An 18,828-nucleotide genomic window follows, 5' to 3' on the forward strand; every position below is an offset into this window, starting at 1 on the left:
CTACCCCGCCGGGAAGGAGAAGACCGCGGCGTGACTGCGACCGCTCACCGGGTCGGTGTCGCAGAGCACGACCTTCCGGTACGTCTCCTGCCACGCCGGCCAGTTTCCCGCCAGGGCGAGCCACACACTGGTGCAGTACGAGCCCGGCGCGACCCGGTGGACGTCCGCCTCGACGGTTTCCGTCACCCACGGACCGAGGACCACGAGCGTGCCAGGCTCCCGATGTGGTTCGAGCAGCTCCCCCACCGTCCCGCCGGACGACACCGACGCCAGCCGTGGCCCCGGTCCGGTGCCGAGGACCAGCGCGGCACCCGAGTCGACCAGCCCGCCGTCGTCGACGAGCGGATGCGGGGTCGGGAGCGTCGTCTGCTCCAGTATCGCGACGACCGCCTCGTCGCACCGGCCCGACCGCTGATACGCCGCCACGACGCGCAAGGCCGTGAAAGGCGCGGCCAAACCCTGCTGTGCCACGGAGAACGTGGTCGCCGTGACGTCGAGCCGGTCGGCGAGATACGGCGCCACGGCGGTGAACGGCAGGACGTCGGGCAGGGCGTGGGTCACGATGACCAGCTGCGGGCGGCTCGTGCGCACGCCCTCGGCTTCCAGTAACCGGTCGGTCAGCGCCTTGTGCGAGACGTGCGCGCCGCGCTGCCAGCGTTCTTCGTCCACTTTGGACCCGAACGGTTCGACGAGATCCGCGAGGAACCTCGAGACCGCCGCGTCCTCCCGGTAGCCGGGCCCCGGCGGTGAGATCACCGCGCTCGTGCCGCGCAGGGTCGGTTCACCGCTCATGACACTCCTTCCCCGATGGCCTGCCTGGATTCGACGTAGTCGGCGAACGAACGGACGGTGCGGAGGCGATCGATGTCGAGGTCGTCCGGATCCACCGTGATGTCGACGGCCATCTCCACCAGCATCAGCAGTTCCAAGACCTTCGACGAGTCCAGCCGCAGGTCGTCGAACAGCCGCGTGTCCTCGGTCAGCCCGGTGATCTCCCGTTCCAGGACGTCCCCGAGCGCGTCCCCGATCGCCGACACCACCTCGTCGCGGGCCGTCACGTCCCGCTCCCCCGCGTCCGATGGGTGATCACCATGGCGCCGAACGTCGCACCGAGACCGACCGTCACGAGCACGTAGCGGGCACCGTCGACGAGCCTGCCGTTCTCCCGCAAGGTCGTGTAGTTCAGGAACACGTCCGACGAGAAGCAATGGCTGAGCTTGGGGATGTTCTCCAGGAAGAACTTCTCCGACGGCGCCTCCAGCGCCTTCACCGTCTGCCGCCAGGCGAGGGCGTTGACGTTGTGCGGGATCACCAGATCGATGTCGTCGAACCCGCATCCCGCCTCGGCCACCGCCTCAAGGATCACCTCGGCCAGCCTCGGCCCGTAGAGCTCGCCGAATTCGGTGTTCTGCTCCGGGGTCAGCGCCAGCCATTCCGCATACTGCCCCAACGTCTTCGTGACGAAGGAGTGCACGACGTCGCCGTCGCCGTCCACCGTCAGCAGGCACGCCGACGCCGCGTCCGCCATGATCGCGGTGTTGGGGATCAGCTGCACGATCGGCGAAAACGCCCGCTCGCCGGTCACCATCAGCGCGTAACCGCCGGTCTCGCCCTCGGCCCGCAGCAGCTCGGCCGCGACGTCGATGGCACCCAGACTGCTCACACAAGCCTGGTGGGACAACGCGAATGCCTCGACGTCCACCAGCCCCAGCCGCCGCACGAGCTCCTGGGCGATGTCGACGTCGGCCGGCGCGAGTGCCTGGGTCGTATGCGCGAACACCAGCCTGTCGATCCTCCGGCCTGCGGGCAGCGCCGCCAGCGCCCGCTTCGCGGCGGGCAACAGGAGGTCGAACAGGTCCATCCCGGGATCGAACCGGAGCGTGTCGAGGCCGTAGAACTTCCGGAACACGCCGAGTTCGGCCCGGCGCAGCCCGAGGTGCTCGCCGAGCTCCTCGATGCGGACGCTGCGGTCGGGTACGAACGATTCGACGCGTTCCAGTGTGGTCGCGCCCATCAGCCCTCCAGGTATTCGGCCTGCAACAGCCAGAGCCGGTTGGCGCCGCGGCGTTCCGGCGGCTGTACCTCGTACGGCCAGCGGCCCTCACCCGCGCCGGGCTGACCGGGTTCCTTGATGGCGTCGACCTTCCAGCCGTGGGCCAGCAGGAACTCCTCCGGCTCGTCGGTACCGAAGATCCACGGTGTCCCGTCGTCGGCCAGCCGGTCGAGGAACGGCTTCGAGAACGGGCTGCGCAGCAGGGCACGGCCGAGGATGTCCAGCGCCAACCTGCTCCCCGGCGCCGACACCGAACCCAGCGTATTCAGCAGACCGCCGGCCTGCTCCTCGGTCAGGAAGAAGGTCAGCGCCTCAGCCACCCACAACGTCGGGCGGGCCGGGTCGAAGCCCGCCTTCTCCAGGTCCGGCAGCCATTCGCGGGTCAGGTCGGCGGGAACGACCCGGCGATCGACACGCGGCTCGGCGCCCAGTTCGGTCAGCCGCCGCTGCTTCTCCACCAGCAGCGGCTCGTGGTCGACCTCGAAGACGACGGTGTCCTCGGGCCAGTCCAGCCGGAACGCCCTGGTGTCCATCCCCGCGGCGATCAGCACGACCTGGCGGATGGAGGGATCCGACCGCAGCTCACCGATCGCGTCGTCGAGGAACCTGGTCCGGATGCTGATGAACGGCAGCAGCCCGCCACCGGCGTAGCGCTCGATCAGCCGGAACCCGTCCGGCGCGGCGAGGGCGCTTGCCAGCGGGTCGGCGAACAGCGCGTCCTCGCGTTCGGATTCGAGCGAGCGAGCCGCCGCCATCCACTGCGCGGTATAGGAAACGGCGTGCATCAGCTGACTCCCGCTCCGGCGAAGAACGCCTTCTCGATGGCCGACAGGGTCTTGAAGTCCGCGATGTCGATGTTGTCGAAGTCGACCTCGACGCCGCTCGCGTCCTCGATCACGTAGACCAGCTCGACGAACGACAGCGAGTCGACCAAGCGGCTTTCGATCAGGTCCTCTTCGAACGCCAGATGGGTGCGTTCCGGGTGCCTGCCGAGAATCCAGTCACTGACCTTTTCGATACCAGGGGCGGGCATGTCTTCTCCTTCGAGGTTGTTTCCTTCTCAGTCCGCGGCGGACACCGCGACCGCGATGGCGTACGCGTCGTCGTGGGTGATGCTGATTTCGATCTCGCCGAGCCCGGCTTCCCGGGCCAGCCGCGCGGCGCGTCCGGTGAGCCGGACCACCGGCCAGCCGCCGTCGCTCTTGAGTACTTCGGTCGAGAGCCAGGGCACGGGCTGCCCACCGACGTGGAAGAGTTTGAACACCGCTTCCTTGGCGGCCAGGCGTCCCGCGATACCGGCCAGATCCGGACCGTCCTGAGTGGACGAACTCAGCAGTTCGGCGGAAGAGAGCATGCGCCGCAGCGCGGGTTCCGCGTCCTGGGCGACGAGCTCGCGCACCCGGCTGAGCGGGACGACGTCGATGCCGATCCGTCTCGCGGGCATGGTCACCCGGCCCGGTCCGCCGCCGCTCGGACGGCCGCCAGCGCCGCCGGGAGATCGCCGTGGTGGACCTCGGTCAGCACGGCGAGCCAGCGCTCCAGGCCGAAGGCCACACAACTGGTGTAGGCGAACTCCTTGCCGTCTCCGAAGCGGATGTCGCACCGTTCGCCGAAGAAGTTGCGGTGGGTGTTGACCGAGGCGATCGCGAGGGTGCCGTGCTGGAACTCGTATTTGACCGGGCTCAGCTTCTGCAGGAGAGCGCGGGCGCCGTCGTTCTGGAAGAACGGATCGATCGCCGCCTCCTTTTCCAGGCCGAGGCCGAGTTCGCCGGAGAACGCCAGGATCCGTTCGGTGAAGCGGGAAACGACTTCCTGGGTGTGCTCGAACGAGCCGAGCGCGACGATCTCACGCATCTGGAAACTCGCCAGCCGCCGCAATCCGCTGTAGTGGTCTTCGCTGCGGAAACAGCGGTTGACGAGCGACACGATCTCCGTCTCGGACACCTTCGTGCCCTCGTAGAAAAGGTAAGCCCCGTAACAGGTCGCGTGCGGCAGACCGTAACGGCCGTCCTGCAGATCGCCGCCGGCGAACCGCCCGTCGACCGGCTTTCCCTCCCGGCCGGCCAGATCCAGCGGACCGGCCACGAACGCCAGATGCGGGAAGTTCGCGTAGACGTCGAACTTCTCCAGGTCGGTGACCGGGTACAGCGGCGGCGGGCTGATCTCCCGCGCACCGGCGGCGCCCGCCCAGCCGAGGAAGGTCCGGTCGAGTTCCTGGACCAGGGCGGTCTCGTCGGGACCGAGGATCGCCAGCGCTTCGGCGCCGTCCACTCCGGTGGTGCGGGTCATCGGAGGATCCCCGTTCGCTCCAGGTACTTCAGGGTCTTGCGGAACACCTGTTGCTCGGTGGCGGGCCGGGTGGGCGCGTCGAGCAGCGCACGCCGGAGTTCCAGCGGGTTCTCGATGCCGGCGTCGCGATAGACCTGCGGGTTGTACAGCGACTCGAAACTGTAGGTGAGATAACGGCGGAGATAGGCCGAAACCTCGACGAGTTCCTCCTCGGTCGCCGTCTTCTTGAGGTCGCCGTAGAGATGCTCCACCAGCTCCCGGCCGAACGCGATATGCCGCGATTCGTCCTGATGGTGGATGCGGTTGATCGCGCGGATCGTCTCGTGCAGACGTTCGTCCCGCGCCATCAACGAGTTGTAGTGGTCCACCAATTCCTCGAAGATCAGGATCCTCGCGAACACCAGCAGACTCTCCACTTTGGACGAAGACGCGGGCGGGATGGTGACACCGGCGCCCGGGGCACGGTAGATCTTTTCGCCGTAGCGCAGGCAGAATTCGGCGAAGAACCACATGTGCTCGTTCTCTTCGCCGATGAAGTGGTGGAAGAACTCCGACGGCGTCTCGAAGCCGGTCGTGTGGATACGCGCGACGACCTCGATCAGCAGCTCGCGGATCCCGTGCACGTTGAGGCTGTAGAAGTTGATGCTTTCGAACCGTGACAAGGCGAAGAGCTGGTCCTCGCTCAGTGTCGTGGCGAACTCGGTGCCGTGCGTGGTGGTGAGCTCGGGGCTCATCCACCACATCCGTTCGGGCAGGCTGTCCGGCCACTCGAACATCTGATAGGGGTTGTAGTAGTCGTCGATCGACTTCGACGAGAGGCGATCGAGCAGGCCGCGAAACCGTTCGTCCGCGTCGATGATGTCGCTGATGTCACTGGCCACGAAGGTCTCCTCCGTTCTTCCGGACTCGATTCGACGCTACGGCAAGGAATCCGCGCGATTCAACGTCCGCAAGCGGTCTGGCCGACACCGGCCAGCACCCTGGTTTCCCGATGCGGCGGCGATCTAGGGTGGCCGCACAGCGACGACGCGGAGCGGCGGGACCTGGGCAGTCCAGGACGTTGCGAAAGCCACTTTCGCAACCTTCAACGTTGCGAAAGTGGCTTTCGCAACACGCCGCCCTTCGCCCTGCCCCTCGACAGAACACGAATCGCCACTCACGACCCACTCGGCCGGGCGACCGGCGCGAAGTGCGAAGGGACCGGGAACGTATGACCACGCTCGTCGGAGTGGACGCGCTGCGCGTGGCCGAACTCGACCTGCTCGCGCGGCGCGGCTGGTTCCTGAAGTTCCTGTTCTCCCAGGAGGAAATCGACGACCTCGCGACGGCGGGCAGCGTCTGTCTCGCTTGCCGGTTCGCCGCGAAGGAGGCGGTGCTGAAGATGCTCAGGACCTGCCTGTCCGGTTCGGTCCCGCCCGCCCAGATCGTGCTCCGGCGGTCCGGAGCGGGCGCGACGTCGGTGGAGTTGCGCGGTGCGGCGTCAGAACGTGCTCGTGCGCTGGGCATCGAGCGGGTCGACGTCTCCATTTCCTGTGAGCGCGGGCTCGTGATCGCGGTCGCGCTGGGGACGGCCTGAACTCAGGTCGCGAGCAGGTTCGCCACGCGGAATCGTTCGACCGAACCGCAGTCGGCGAGGATGTCGTGCGCCTTCCGCAGAAGTCCCTGCCCGGCACCGGGATCCCGTTTCGCGGTGACTTCGCCGAGGACGGCGAGCGCGTGTCCCTCGCCGATCCGGTTGCCGGTGCGGCGATGCAGGGTCAGCGCGCGCTCGGCGCATTCGGCGGCCTGTTTCCGGTCGCCGAGGTCCCGCCGAGTCGTGGCCAGCACCGTCTGGGCCCGGGCGACGAGGAGCCGGAAGTCCCTCCGTGCGGCCAAATCCGCGGCCGCACCCGCATGCGTGACGGCGTCGTCGAGCCGCCCGCCACGACGACACACCTCCGCCAGCGCCAGCAGGCTGACGATCTCCGCGCGGGTGTAGTGGATCTTGTGGGCGAGTTCGACCGCCTGCCCGGCCAAGATCTCGGGCGCCACGGACAACTCGGTCCGGCCACCGAGTTCGGCCAGTGCCGCGAGCGCGTTCGCCTCCGCCCGGCGATCTCCGGTCTCCCGGGCAAGTTCCAGCATCGCCTCGGCGTGCTCGGCCGCTTCGGCGAATTCCCCGGTCTCGGCGCACAAGGCCGCCAGTGAGCAGAGTGCGGTCGTCTCCCCGTAACGAGCGCCGTTCTCCCGGTGCAGGGAAACACTTTTCGACAGCGACTCGCGCGCATCGGTCAGCCTGCCGAGGTCGAGATAGACCTCGCCGAGTGTGGTGTACACATGCGCGGCGCCGTCGCGATTGCCGGCGCGTTCGATGAGCGACAGGGCCTGGGCCAGTCGCTGGATGGCTTCCTGTGGCTTGCCCAGTTCCCGCAGCAGGGTCCCGATGTTGTGCAGGTTGGCCGAAAGTCCTGCTTCCCAGCCCATCCGGCTGTTCAGCTCGATCGCGCGGTCGAGTTCGGCGACCGCCTCGTCGAGCGCGCCGAGCTCCCAGTGGACTCCGGCGAGATTGCCGCGCGCGGCGGCTTCCGCCTCCGGCCACCGTTCGACGGTCGCCAGCTCCAGCGCCCTGGTGTAGTGCGCGACGGCGGCCGAGTAGTCGCCCAGCCCGCGATACACCTGCGCGAGGCTTTGCCGGGCGGCGATCCGGCCGCGCGGCTCAGCGTCCACGACCGCCGCGGCCAGTCCGGCCTTCGCGACGGCGACCCAGTCCACGGAATGCCTTCTGAGCCAGAAGAAACCGCGTAGGGCGTCCGCCAGTAACCAGACGATCCGGTGCGGGCCGTGCGCGGCGGCGTCGTGGACGATGGCCATGAGGTCGGCACGTTCCGCTTCGAGCCACTCCAGTGCCTCGGCGTCGTCATCGAAGACGACGTCGGTCTCGCCGAATTCGGCTCCCTCACGAAGCCGGAGGATCTGTGGCGTGATCCGCGTGACCGCGACGGTCACCGTCGCGAGGTACCAGCCGAACAGCCGGAGCCTGGCCGCGTCGCGGTCGGCGGCGTCGTCCTCGGCCCGCGCGCGTTCGGTCGCGTACAGCCGAAGCAGGTCGTGGCACTGGTACCGGCCGTCGGCGCCCCGGGCGACGAGATGCGCACGCTCCAGTTCGGCGAGAGCCTGGGACGTGCTCTCGGGGTCCTGCCCGGCGAGCACGGCTATCGACCGTGCGGTGAAATCCGGCACCTGGACCACGCCGAGCAACCGGAACAAGCCCTGGGCGGCCGGACCGAGCCGCCGGTACGACAGCGCGAACGCGGCGCGGACCGCGGCCGACGGGTCGCCGTCGATCCCGAGCCGGTCCAGCCGGTCGGCCCGCAGAAGCCCGTCGACCACGGCGCCGATCGGCCGGTCCCGGCCGATGCCGATGTCCGCGGCCGCGATCCGCAACGCGAGCGGCAACCCGGCGCACAACCGGACCAGTTTCGCCGCCGCCCGGCGTTCCTCCTTGACCCGCTGCGCGCCGACGATCCTGGCGAGCAGCTTGAGTCCGTCCTCTTCGGTCAGCAGGTCCAGCCGGACGGCGCCCGCGTCGTGCAGGACGACGAGCCCTGGCAGTTCCTGCCTGCCGGTCACCACGACGAGGCTGCCGGGACGGCCGGGCAGCAGCGGCCGCACCTGATCCGCCGTGCCGGCGTTGTCCAGCACCACGAGCATCCGTTTGCCCGCGAGCTCGGACCGGTAGAGCGCGGCCAGTTCGTCCGGGTCCACCGGTATCCGGTCGGGCGGGACACCCAGCGAGCGCACGAGCCGGACCAGCGCTTCGGCCGCGGTCACCGTGGCCGACCGCGCGTGGCCGTGCAGATTCAGGTAGAGCTGGCCGTCGGGGAACCGGTCGAGCGCGCCGTGTGCCCATTGCAGTGCCAGCGCGGTCTTGCCCACCCCCGCGGTGCCGCTGACGACCACCACCGGTGCGCCGCCGGCGACCAGGGCGTCGATCCGGCGCAGCTGCGTGGTGCGGCCGGTGAACGTCGGCACAGCGGCGGGCAGCTGCCTCGGCCCGGCGGAAACCGGCTGTTCGGCGGCGGGCAGGTCCAGCGCCGGATCGGTGCGCAGGATGGCCTGGGCGAGGCCGGTCAGCTCCGCACCCGGTTCGAGCCCGAGCTCGCCGGTGAGCAGGGCACGCGCCCGGCGGTAGACCTTGAGCGCTTCGGCCTGGCGCCCCGACCGGTAGAGCGCGAGCATGAGCTGGGCCTGGAAATGTTCCCGCAACGGATGTTCCCAGACCAGCTCGGTGAGTTCGGCGACGACGTCCGCGTGCCTGCCGAGCGCCAGATCCGCGTCGATGCGTTGCCCCAGCAGGACCAGCCGTCGTTCCTGCAGCCGGTCCGCCTCGACCTGGAGCGCGGCGCTGCTGTCGGCCAGCCCGCCGAACGGAGGGCCCTGCCAGACCGCGAGTGCCTGCCGCGCGAGACTTCCGGCGACGACCGCGTTCCGCCGCTCGTGTGCCGTGCGCGCCTGGTCGGCGAGATCCTCGAACCGCCGCACGTCCAGTTCGCCGGGATTCACCACCAGCAGATAGCCGGGTCTGCGGTGCACCACGCGATCCGGATCCGCCAGCGCGCGGCGGAGCTGGAGGACGTAGAGCTGGAGGTTCTTCGCCGCGGTGCGTGGCGGGCGGCCCGCCCACAGGCCGTCGACCAGCGCGCTCACCGGGACCACCTCGCCCGCGCGATGGAGCAGCAGTGCCAGCAGACGGCGGACTTTCGGCGCGCCCAGCTCGAGTTCGGTATTCCCGTCGCGGACACCGAGCGGCCCGAGAATCGTGAACTCCATATGTCCCCCACTCACCTCGCCGGAATAATCGCGAAGCGCTCGCGACCTTTCCGATTAGTGGTCCATACCAAACTTATACCGGCTCTACGCATGCTTCGGAACAAGAATTCAGCTGGCGGGAAACAAAGTGCGATCGTGTAGGACGAACACGCCTGGGGGCAAGGTCAGTGTCTGCGTCATCCGCTCCGAACCCGACCGATGGAACGAGCCTGTCGACTGTACTCGATCTGGTTTCCACCGCAAGACAGGAAGTCTTGACCACCGCTACGGGCGGTTCGCCGTGGTTCGGCGGGACCGTCACCGCGGCCGCGCGCCGCGGCGCCTTCCCGCCGCACGTCCGGGTGCGGCTGCTGTGCACGACACCGGCGGAGCACGCGCGCGGCGAGATCATCGAGGCGGTGCGGCACGGGCTACGGGTGAAGGTCACCGATCGGGCGATCGAAGAATCCCTTTTGATAGACCGCAGACTGGCGCTGGTCCCATCGGGTGGCGACGACGCCAAAAGCTTGCTCATGGTGACCACGCCGACGTTGATCAGCGCCCTCGCCGACGCCTTCGACCCTCGCTGGGAGGAGGCCACGCCCTGGGAGATGACGTCCGCTCGGCCGGACGAGTTCGAACAGGCGATCCTGCGCTGCCTGGTCGACGGGCTGACCGATGAGGCGGTCGCGAACCGGCTGGGCGTATCCGCGAGGACCGTTCGGCGGTACGTGAACGTCCTCATGGCCCGCGTCGGCGCGAGGAGCCGGTTCGAACTCGGTTTCCGGGCGGCGGAATGCGGGTGGCTTCCCGCCGACGCGGTCGGCTGAAGCGGCTGTCCGGTACCGGCCGCATTCTTCGTCCATTGTGGATTGATCATTACCGGAGTCGCCGATCGGGATGTCTTTCTCCGGTCGTCGAGTCCGCTTTCGGCCAAATTCTGGTGGCGTCCGCCGGAACCGACCTAGATTCCGTTCCGGATCGTCTCGAATTCACGTCCTGATTGGACAAGCCACGTGACCACTCCGACTCTCCGCCACGACATAGTGCTCACCGGTGCCGTCATGACCCATCCGCGGCGGACGGGACTCACCGGCCGCCTGCTGGCCGCCGCGCCCGCCGGGGCGCTGCGACCGGTCGCCGATCCGGAGCCCGCCGGACCGCCGACCGCTCTGCGTACCGCGATCCGGGCCTGGTCCGCGATCGCCGAAGGCACGACCCACCACCTGGTCCTCCAGGACGACGCCGTTCCCGCCGACGGCTTCTTCGACCACGCCCGGGCCGCCGTCGCGGCCGCGCCCGACGCCGCGATCGCCTTCTACACCAACTGGAACTCCCGCAACGGCGCCGCCGTGCGGCTCGCCGCGCTGGCCGGGTCGAGATGGGTCACCGCGACCCACGAGTACACCCCGACGGTCGCATTGGCGCTGCCCGCCCGGATCGCAGCCGGTTTCGCGAATTTCGCCGAAGCGCACGGCTCGACCTGGCCCGACGACGTCGTCATGTCCCGGTACCTGCGCTCGGCCGGGGTCCCGGTGCTCCTGGTCGCGCCGAATCTCGTCGAGCACGCGGACGAACCCAGTGTCCTCCGCAACGACTCGCACGGCTCGCGGCGGTCGGCGTGCTTCGCCGCCCCGCCCGGCGACGACTGGTCACTCGGCGCGGGTCCGCTCGATCCCGACGTCATCCCGTTCTTCAAGCACGGGATCGCCCAGTGCGTCGTCCGTGAGGACGGAAGACGGACGACCATCGACGCCGAGCGGTACTTCGGCCGGGCGGGATGGGATTTCGACGCCTGCCAGAAGCAACGGCTCGAAGTCACCGGGTCGGTGTTCGGCGCTCTCGACGATCTGGAACGGCATCTCGACGAAGAAGCCATCGAAGGGCTCTGGACCACGGCCTACCTCCTCGGCGCACTCGGGACCCGCGGCAGGCTCGACCGGGTCGGCTCCCTCGCGCTGGGCACGATCGGCGCGGGCGGGGTGTGCACCACCGTCGGCGCCGCCACGCTCCGGACGCTGCGGCCCGCCATGTCGGAATTGGCCCGTCTCGGCCACGAAGCCGGTGCCCGGGCACGACGTTCGCCCTCGCCCCGGCGGGAACGCGTCCTCGTCACCACCACCCACCGCCCGCTCGGCCGGGAGATCGCGCGTCATCTGGCCGATCGCGGATACGAGGTCCTTGACGAAAACGACGGGCCGGACGCCGACGCCGTGGTCCACGTCGCCGAACCCGGTTCCACGCTCCCGCCCGTGACGGCGCGGCACGTGGTCCAGGTCTGTCCTCCCGGCGCACCCGTCCCCGCCGCCGCGCCGGGCACCAGCGTCCTGCGGACCGGTTCGCCGTACGGGCCCGGTATCGAGGGCTATTCCGTCCTGGAGACGTTCACCCGGCAAGCCCTGCTGGCACAACCGATCCAGGCCGACGTCCCGGCACAGGCGACCCACCGGCCCGCCTACATCCGGGACATCGCGCTCGCCGTGCACCACCTCCTGCACCAGCCGGCGCCGCGGCGGACCGTCGCGACTCCGTCCCCGCTGACCAGCCGGGAACTGGCCGACGCGGTCGCCCGGACGGTCCGGCGGGTTCCGGTCAGCCGGCCGTCGTCGTCGCACGGCCCTTCCGCCCCTCGTCTCGTCGCCGACGAACCGGCGACGGAACTCGATCAAGGCATCCGCGCACTCGCCCAATGGCTCGCCTACGAAAAGGACGAAGCATGAAAGTCGATCGTCTCTCCCAGCCGGGTGACGGCCTGGTCAACGAGGATCTGGCGCTCTCAGGCCGGTATCACGCACTGGTCATCGACGGCGCGACGGCGGAACCGGGCGCGGAGACCGGCTGCGTGCACGACGTCCGCTGGCTGGTGGCGAGGCTCGGCACCGCGCTGGACCGGATCCTCGTCGAACGTCCGGCCGAAGACCTGCGCGCCGTCCTCCGCGCGGCCATCGAGTCGGTCCGCGACGCCCACTCCGGCACCTGCGATCTCGGCAATCCCTGCGGCCCGACCGCGACCGTGGCGATCCTGCGCGAACGGGACGGCTTCGCCGACTACCTGGTGCTCAGCGATTCGGCGGTGGTGCTCGAACGGCTCGACGGCACCGTCGAGGCCGTCATCGACGACCGGATCGACCGGCTGCTGCACCTGTCCTGGCAGGAGGTCCGGCCCCTGCGCAACGCGCCCGGCGGGTTCTGGGTCGCGGGCAGCGATCCGGCCGCCGCGGATCAGGCCCGCACCGGCACCGTGGAACTCTCGCGACTGCGGCGCGCCGCGCTCCTCACCGACGGCGCCTACCGGCTCGTCGAACGCTACGGATGGACCTGGCAGCAGCTGCTCGACGTCGCCGAGCTCGACGGCCCGGCCGCCGTCGTCCACGAGACCCGCCGTGCCGAACTCCGTACCGCGCCGGGCCACTTCGCCGGGAAACACCACGACGACGCGACAGTCGCCTTCTGCCGGTTCGAGACCACCGCCGCTCCCCTGACCCGCCCGACCCACGAGGTGACGAAATGACCCGGTTCCAGGTCCGTTTCACCGGCAAGACGGCTCGCTCCGGTCCGCTGGCGTTCGGCCACGCGAACATCGTCCGCGCCATCACCCTCGACGACGATCCGACGCGGCTCAACCTCGCGATGGTGTTCGACGTGCCCGGTGCGCCGGTGGACCAGGTCGCCACCTGGATCCGGGTGCTGCTCGAACGCCACGAGTCGCTGCGGACGACGTACTCGTTCGGCGACCGGACGCTCCAGCACGTGCTCGCGGAAGGAGAGGTGGAGGTCGAGGTCGTCGAGAGCGACGGCGACGTCCTCCAGACGGCCGAGAGCACCGCGCGCGCCCTGCGGTCCCGGGTCTTCGATCTGACCACGGAGCTGCCGTTGCACCTCGCCGTGGTGACCGAGAACGCCGTCCCCCGCCGGCTCGTCTGGGTGGTGAGCCACGCCGCGATGGACGTCGCCACCTGCGAACTCCTCCTCGGCGAATGGACCGAACTGGCCGCCGGGCACGAGCTGCCCGTGGACGACTCGCCACAGCCTCTCGACGTCGTCGAACTCGAGAAGACACCCGCGGTGCAGCGGCTGGGACAAGCGGCGACGCGGTACTGGGAAAGCAAGCTGCGCACGGTTCCGCAGGCGATGTTCCCCGTGCCCGCCACCGGAACCGGCTTCCTCCGGCCCGGGCTGCGAGTCCGTTCACGGGCCGCGATGGGCCATATCGCGGCGATCGCCGAGCGGACCAGTGCGAGCCCCTCCGCCATCGCCCTCGCCGCGCTCAACGCGCTGATCGCGCACTGGACCGCGCAGTCCTCCTGCGTGACGACGTCCTTGTCCGGTAACCGGGTGCTCAAGCCGTTGCGCCGCTTCTTCGGTTCGATGGCGCAGGACGCGCTGCTGCCGGTCACCATCCCGGAGACGTTCGACGAACTCGTCCACGCCGTCCGCGCCGCTTCCGTGCCCGCGTACCGGCACAGCTGGTTCGAAGCCGACGCCATCTGGGAAGTGATCACCCGCGTCACTCACGAACGAGGCTTCTCCTTCGCCAGGGATCTCGTGTTCAACGACATGAGCGCCCTGGGCGACGCGGCGGTCGGCGAGCCGCCTCGCGCCGCGTACGGCAGGCTGCCGTCGGTGTGGCTGCCGGGTGGACCGGACGTCGAAGACGACCCCGAAATCGGTGGCACACTGGAACTGCTGCCCCAGGAGGACATCCCGACCCGTTTCTTCGGCTGCCTGTACCGCCTCGACACGGAACTGGATCTGACGCTGTGGGTCGACCCCGGCTGTCTCGACACCTCCGAGGTGACCGAGTTCGGCCGCGGCCTCCTGGCGTTGTTGCGCGCGGCGGCCGAGGCGGATCTTCCGGTGAAGGAACTGCATTCGCTCACCACGCTCGCCCCCGTCGAACGCGGGGAAGGCTGGTACCTCTCGGACTCGTGCTGGGTCGAACTGGACGCCGTCCGGGAACTCGTCTCCGACGTCCTCGGTGACCGGCCGCATCTGGTGACCGCGGAGCCCGACGACGTCCTGGGTCACCGGCTGGTGTGCCACCTGATCGGCCCGGCGACGCCCGCGGACCTGCACGCCGAAGTACTGGCCGCGCTGCCGGGACGCCCGACCGCGCTGGCACCGCACCACTACGTGATCTGCGCCGAGCCTCCCGCCGATCCGCTGGATCCGGACGCCTGGACGGCCACGGCCATCGACTCCGCGAGCGGGCGGGAGCTGCCGGTATGAGTCACGACACGGAAACCCTGACCGGTGAAGGAAAACCGGCCGCCGGACGGCTCTGGTCCGGCAACTTCAAGCTCTACCTCACCGCGCGCAGCGGGTCGATGCTGGGCGACGCGATGCTGCCCGTCGCACTCTCGATCGCCGTGCTGGCGGCGGGTCACGGGATCGACGGCGTCGGCTACGCCCTCGGCGCGTGGATGGGCGCCCTCGCGTTGTTCATGCTGTTCGGCGGTGTGCTCGCGGACCGGTTCACGCCGCGCCGGATGATGATCATCGCCGACCTCGTCCGGCTGGTCGTCCAAGGCGGGATGGCGGTCGCCTTCGCCGTCGGAACGCCGTCGCTGCCGACGATCGTGGTCCTGCAGTTCCTCAGCGGTGCCGCCACCGCGTTGTTCCAGCCCGGTGTGGCGAGCATGGTCCCGCAAGTGGCTGAGGACGTCCAGGGCGCGAACGGCATCCTGCGGATTTCCGAGGCGATCTCGGGCGTGCTCGGCCCGGCGCTCGCCGGTGTGCTGGTCGCCGTCGCCGGAACCGGGACCGTGTTCGGGATCTATGCCGCGACGTACGGGATCAGCGCCCTCTGCCTGTTCGCCCTGCGGCTCACGCCGGTCAAGTCCACTGAGGACAGTGAACCGTCGTTCTGGCGTCAGCTGGTCGAAGGCTGGCGGGAGTTCGCCGCCCGCGGCTGGCTCTGGGGCGTGATCGCGATCCACCTGGTGTACGGCTGTTTCGTGGCGGGTGTGTCCCTGCCGGTCGGCGCGGACCTGGTCGTCTCGGACTACGGTTCGACCGCGCTGGGCATCGGGATGGCCGCCTTCGGCGCGGGCGGGGTCGCGGGCGGCGCGGTCGCCATGCGCGTCCGACCGGGCCGTCCGCTGCTGTCCGGGGCGATCGGCTGGGCGTTGTTCGCGCTGTACCCGATCACGCCCGCGGTGGGACTTCCGGTCGCCTTGCTCGTCGCCGGCTGGACGCTGGCCGGTTTCGGCCTCGCCTACTGGGGTGTCCTGTGGTCCACCACGGTCCAGACCCAGATTCCCACGGAACTCCTGAACCGGGTCTACGCCTACGACGTCTCGGGGTCGCTGCTCGCGTTGGTGCTGGGCAGGTCGCTCGCCGGACCGATGGCGAGCCTCTTCGGCGCACGGCCACTGATGATCCTCGCGACCGTGCTCGGGCTCGTCTGTACCGTGCTGCTGCTCGCGGTCCGCTCGATCAGGGACCTGCGAAGTGCTCAGTGACCGGATCGAGGCCGACGAGTTCGCCGTCGAGGTCTACGAACGGATCCTCGACGGCGACGGGCCCGCGGAGATGGCGGACCGGCTCGGTGTCCCGGCGGCCGAGGTGGACCGCGCGTTCGGACTCCTGCGGCGGCTGCGGCTGATCAGGGAGACCCGGAACGGCGAGGTCGTCGCGGTCAATCCCGACAGCGCACGGACCGAACTGCTGCTGCCGCTGGAACGGGCGATCCACGAGCAACGCAGCCTGCTGCTGGCCCGGCGGCGGCAACTGCGTTCGTTCGCCGACGCCTTCGGCCGCGCGGAACAGGCGAACCCGCGTCACTCGCCGATCCAGGTCTCGCGCGATCCGCGCGAAACCGAGTTGCGGCTCGTCGAAACGGCGAACGGCTGCAAGTCCGAAGTGCTGATGATGCAGTCGTGCGTGGCGCACGAGCCGCCCGAAGCGCGGCATCTGCGGCCGCTCGTACTGGACGCGCTGCGGCGCGGGCTCCGCGTCCGGGTGCTGTACCCGCACGCGGCCCGCGCGGACGCGGCGACCCGGTCGTTCCTGTGCAACGTCGCCTCCCTCGGCGGCCGGGTGCGGACCTCGGACGAGATCTTCGACCGATTCGCCGTCTTCGACCGCGAGGTCGCGTTCCTCCGGGCCGGCCTCGAAGGCGACCAGGCCGTCGCGATGGTGCACGGGCCGGTGATCGCGCAGTTCCTCGCCGGAACACACGACCGCGGCTGGGAATCCGGCACCGACTTCGATCCCGCCCGGTCCGGTTACGACGGCACCCTCGACGTCGTCAAGTCCCGGGTGCTGGACCTGCTCGCCGCCGGTCTCAAGGACGAGGTGATCGCGCGGCGGGTCGGGCTGTCCGAACGGACGTTGCGCAGGCACATCGCGGCGATGATGCAGGAACTCGCCGCGGAGAGCCGGTTCCAGGCGGGCGTCGCCGCCGCGCGGGCGGGTCTGGTCGCCACCACCACTCGTACGCATTCCCACTAGGAAGGATCTTCCATGCGACCGAAGAATCTGGCCTTGCGGCTGGGGCTGTGCCTCGCCGCGGTCCTGGCACTGCTCCCCGCCTCCCCCGCTTCCGGGACACCGGAGACCGAGGCCGCCCCGCCACCGGACCGGCCGATCCTGGAGGCGTTCTGGGGCGGCACGCCGCCCGCCGACCAGGTCCCCTGGGAAATGCTGAACACCATCAGCTACTGGTTCGCCTCACCGGCGGGCGGCCGGTGCAGCACTCCGGACACCAAGCAGCGCAAGGACATCGAAAGTCTCGCGGCGGTGAAACGTGATCATCCCGACCTGACCGTGCTGATCTCCATCGGCGGCTGGGCCGCACCGGGTTTCGGCGCCGGCGCCGCGACGGCGGAATCCCGGCGCGCCTTCGTGAAGTCCTGTGTGGACCAATGGCTGAGCGCGTTCCCGGCCGGACTGGTCGACGGATTCGACGTCGACTGGGAGTTCCCGGTCTCCGGCGGGCTGCCCAGTATCGGCAACTCGCCCGCCGACCGCGCGAACTTCACCTTGCTGCTCAAGGAATTCCGGGCACAACTGCAGCGCTATGCCCGTGACCACGGCAGGCCTGCCCGCGCCATGAAGCTGTCCGCGGACATCCCCGCGGGCCGCGTCCAGGACGACGGCACCGGAACCGGGGGCGCGCCCTACGACGCGTCCAACAGTTTCGACCTGCGTGAAGTCGGCAGGCTCGTCGACATCTTCAACCTGATGACCTACGACTTCTGCACGGGCTACTCGAAGTTCTCCTGCTTCAACGATCCGCTGGTCAAGCGGCCCGGTGATCCGAACGACGAGTACAACAACAACGTCGGCGCGCTGAAGTACATGACCGACCACGGTGTCCCGCGCGAGAAGATCGTTCTCGGCGTTCCCTTCTACGGCCGGGCTTTCACCGTCACTTCGACCGCCAACGACGGCCTCTACCAGCCGTACACGGCCATGCAGTTCCTCGACTACAAGGTCCTCATGGGCCCGGAGTGGGCCGGTGACCCCGGATTCCGCAAGGGATGGGATCCGATCGTGCGCTCGCCGTACCTCTGGAACCCGGAGAAGAAGATCTGGGTGAGCTACGAGAACCCACGGTCCATTCAGGACCGCTCGCTGTTCGCGAAACGCCACCGCCTGGCGGGCATGATGATGTGGGAGCTGGGCGCCGACGATCCGCAGCACAGCCTTCTCGCCGCGATGACCGGGCCCTGGCTCCGCCCCTGATGGAAGGGCCGGCGGTCGCCCGACGTGGGAAACCGTCGGCCTCCGCGGCCCGGGCAAGGGGGCCCTCGCAGTACCTGTATCGCCAGGGACTCCCAGACGTCCAGCACGCCTGTCAGCCTGTTCGAGTCGGCTTCACAGGACAGAACGGACGTAAACCTATGGCGGGCAACCAGTTCACCACTCACTCAGGACTTTTCGATCTGAGTGGGAAGTACGCACTTGTCACCGGCGGAACCAGGGGCATCGGGATGATGATCGCGCGCGGCCTTCTGCAGGCGGGCGCCCGCGTCATCGTCAGCTCACGCAAGGCCGACGCGTGCGCGGAGGCACAGCGTCTGCTCTCGGAATTCGGCGACGTTCAAGCAATCCCGGCCGACTTGTCCAGGTACGACGAGTGTCAGCGCCTCGCTGATCTCGTCAAGGCCGGCTGGGAACGCCTGGACATCCTCGTCAACAACGCCGGGGCGATGTGGCGCGAGCCGCTGGAGACGTTCCCCGCCGAGGCCTGGGACGCGGTGATCGACCTCAACCTCAAGTCGCCGTTCTGGCTGGTGCAGGCGCTGCTGCCCGCGCTGCGCAGGGCGGGCACCGCCGATGATCCCGCGCGGATCATCAACATCGGCAGTATCGCCGCCATCCACGTCGCCGAGGCGCCCAACTATTCGTACGCCGGCAGCAAAGCGGCACTCCATCAACTCACCAGGGTGCTTGCCAGGGAACTGGGCCCACAGCACGTCACGGTGAACGCGATAGCCCCAGGAGTGTTCCCGTCGCAGATGATGGCGGCCACGATCGACGCCATCGGCGACACGATCGCGGCGAAGACGCCTCTGCGCCGCATCGGCCGCGACGACGACATGGCAGGCACCGCCGTGTTCCTCTCCGGCCGGGCGGGGTCTTATTTGACGGGCGCCATCGTCCCGGTCGACGGCGGCATCGCGACGACCGCGTCGGGTACTTAGGGGGTACCAGCAGTACCTCCCTTCGCCTGTGGACACCGGCCTACA

18 protein-coding genes are annotated in these 18,828 nt (G+C 69.3%); 9 read left to right on the forward strand and 9 right to left on the reverse strand.

From position 1 onward, the window contains the following. Genes AJAP_RS22365 through AJAP_RS22400 form a run of 8 tightly spaced genes read right to left on the reverse strand, consistent with a single transcriptional unit; the run spans nucleotide 1 to nucleotide 5,223 of the window. Entirely contained in the window at nucleotides 1-792 is a 792-nt protein-coding gene (locus AJAP_RS22365) for a hypothetical protein (protein ID WP_038514971.1), read from the reverse strand. Next, nucleotides 789-1,058, reverse strand: a complete 270-nt coding sequence (locus AJAP_RS22370) for an acyl carrier protein (RefSeq protein WP_038514973.1) — start codon at nucleotides 1,056-1,058, stop codon at nucleotides 789-791. Before AJAP_RS22370 ends, AJAP_RS22365 begins: the two co-directional genes overlap by 4 nt. Next, nucleotides 1,055-2,014, reverse strand: coding sequence for a ketoacyl-ACP synthase III family protein (locus tag AJAP_RS22375; protein ID WP_174492037.1), 960 nt, complete (start codon nucleotides 2,012-2,014; stop codon nucleotides 1,055-1,057). The genes AJAP_RS22370 and AJAP_RS22375 overlap by 4 nt, the downstream gene beginning before the upstream one ends. Beyond that, nucleotides 2,014-2,838, reverse strand: a complete 825-nt coding sequence (locus tag AJAP_RS22380) for an SAM-dependent methyltransferase (protein WP_038514977.1) — start codon at nucleotides 2,836-2,838, stop codon at nucleotides 2,014-2,016. The genes AJAP_RS22375 and AJAP_RS22380 overlap by 1 nt, the downstream gene beginning before the upstream one ends. Beyond that, nucleotides 2,838-3,086 (reverse strand): hypothetical protein, encoded by a 249-nt coding sequence (locus tag AJAP_RS22385; RefSeq protein ID WP_038514979.1) that lies wholly within the window; start codon nucleotides 3,084-3,086, stop codon nucleotides 2,838-2,840. Before AJAP_RS22385 ends, AJAP_RS22380 begins: the two co-directional genes overlap by 1 nt. Before the next feature lie 27 nt (nucleotides 3,087-3,113). Next, nucleotides 3,114-3,497, reverse strand: coding sequence for a holo-ACP synthase (gene acpS, locus AJAP_RS22390; RefSeq protein WP_038514980.1), 384 nt, complete (start codon nucleotides 3,495-3,497; stop codon nucleotides 3,114-3,116). Nucleotides 3,498-3,499: 2 nt separating this feature from the next. Continuing rightward, nucleotides 3,500-4,342 carry a class-II aminoacyl-tRNA synthetase family protein gene (locus tag AJAP_RS22395; RefSeq protein WP_038514982.1) on the reverse strand — a complete coding sequence of 281 codons (843 nt, stop codon included), beginning with the start codon at nucleotides 4,340-4,342 and terminating at the stop codon, nucleotides 3,500-3,502. Next, nucleotides 4,339-5,223 (reverse strand): diiron oxygenase, encoded by an 885-nt coding sequence (locus AJAP_RS22400; RefSeq protein WP_084098291.1) that lies wholly within the window; start codon nucleotides 5,221-5,223, stop codon nucleotides 4,339-4,341. Before AJAP_RS22400 ends, AJAP_RS22395 begins: the two co-directional genes overlap by 4 nt. Nucleotides 5,224-5,552: 329 nt before the next feature. Between AJAP_RS22400 and AJAP_RS44115 the strand changes: the two genes are divergently transcribed. Continuing rightward, a complete protein-coding gene (locus AJAP_RS44115) occupies nucleotides 5,553-5,918 on the forward strand; it encodes a holo-ACP synthase (protein ID WP_038514984.1) in 366 nt (121 codons plus the stop codon). Nucleotides 5,919-5,920: 2 nt separating this feature from the next. On the opposite strand, the gene AJAP_RS22410 is transcribed toward AJAP_RS44115, so the two are convergent. Then, nucleotides 5,921-9,151 (reverse strand): AfsR/SARP family transcriptional regulator, encoded by a 3,231-nt coding sequence (locus tag AJAP_RS22410; protein WP_051972557.1) that lies wholly within the window; start codon nucleotides 9,149-9,151, stop codon nucleotides 5,921-5,923. A gap of 254 nt (nucleotides 9,152-9,405) precedes the next feature. Here AJAP_RS22410 and AJAP_RS22415 point away from each other — a divergent pair, with 254 nt between their 5' ends. The 8 genes from AJAP_RS22415 to AJAP_RS22450 all read left to right on the forward strand — a co-directional run bounded on the left by AJAP_RS22415 (nucleotide 9,406) and on the right by AJAP_RS22450 (nucleotide 18,783). After that, a complete protein-coding gene (locus AJAP_RS22415; protein ID WP_051972558.1) occupies nucleotides 9,406-9,960 on the forward strand; it encodes a helix-turn-helix transcriptional regulator in 555 nt (184 codons plus the stop codon). 186 nt (nucleotides 9,961-10,146) lie between these two features. Next, complete coding sequence (locus AJAP_RS42545) at nucleotides 10,147-11,850, forward strand: NAD-dependent epimerase/dehydratase family protein (protein ID WP_148311555.1); 1,704 nt, start codon at nucleotides 10,147-10,149, stop codon at nucleotides 11,848-11,850. Then, a complete protein-coding gene (locus AJAP_RS22425) occupies nucleotides 11,847-12,641 on the forward strand; it encodes a protein phosphatase 2C domain-containing protein (protein WP_038514986.1) in 795 nt (264 codons plus the stop codon). The genes AJAP_RS42545 and AJAP_RS22425 overlap by 4 nt, the downstream gene beginning before the upstream one ends. After that, nucleotides 12,638-14,359: a condensation domain-containing protein gene (locus AJAP_RS22430; RefSeq protein ID WP_051972560.1), complete on the forward strand. Its 1,722-nt coding sequence runs from the start codon at nucleotides 12,638-12,640 to the stop codon at nucleotides 14,357-14,359. Before AJAP_RS22425 ends, AJAP_RS22430 begins: the two co-directional genes overlap by 4 nt. Next, a complete protein-coding gene (locus AJAP_RS22435; RefSeq protein ID WP_038514987.1) occupies nucleotides 14,356-15,594 on the forward strand; it encodes an MFS transporter in 1,239 nt (412 codons plus the stop codon). Before AJAP_RS22430 ends, AJAP_RS22435 begins: the two co-directional genes overlap by 4 nt. Then, nucleotides 15,584-16,585 carry a helix-turn-helix domain-containing protein gene (locus tag AJAP_RS22440; protein WP_038514988.1) on the forward strand — a complete coding sequence of 334 codons (1,002 nt, stop codon included), beginning with the start codon at nucleotides 15,584-15,586 and terminating at the stop codon, nucleotides 16,583-16,585. The genes AJAP_RS22435 and AJAP_RS22440 overlap by 11 nt, the downstream gene beginning before the upstream one ends. A 12-nt stretch (nucleotides 16,586-16,597) precedes the next feature. Further along, on the forward strand, nucleotides 16,598-17,821 hold the full coding sequence (locus tag AJAP_RS22445) for a glycoside hydrolase family 18 protein (RefSeq protein WP_051972561.1): 1,224 nt from the start codon (nucleotides 16,598-16,600) through the stop codon (nucleotides 17,819-17,821). Between the two features lie 158 nt (nucleotides 17,822-17,979). Next, complete coding sequence (locus AJAP_RS22450) at nucleotides 17,980-18,783, forward strand: SDR family oxidoreductase (RefSeq protein WP_038514990.1); 804 nt, start codon at nucleotides 17,980-17,982, stop codon at nucleotides 18,781-18,783. The last annotated feature ends 45 nt before the right edge of the window (nucleotides 18,784-18,828 follow it).

It is taken from the genome of Amycolatopsis japonica, from assembly GCF_000732925.1.
Taxonomy (GTDB): domain Bacteria; phylum Actinomycetota; class Actinomycetes; order Mycobacteriales; family Pseudonocardiaceae; genus Amycolatopsis; species Amycolatopsis japonica.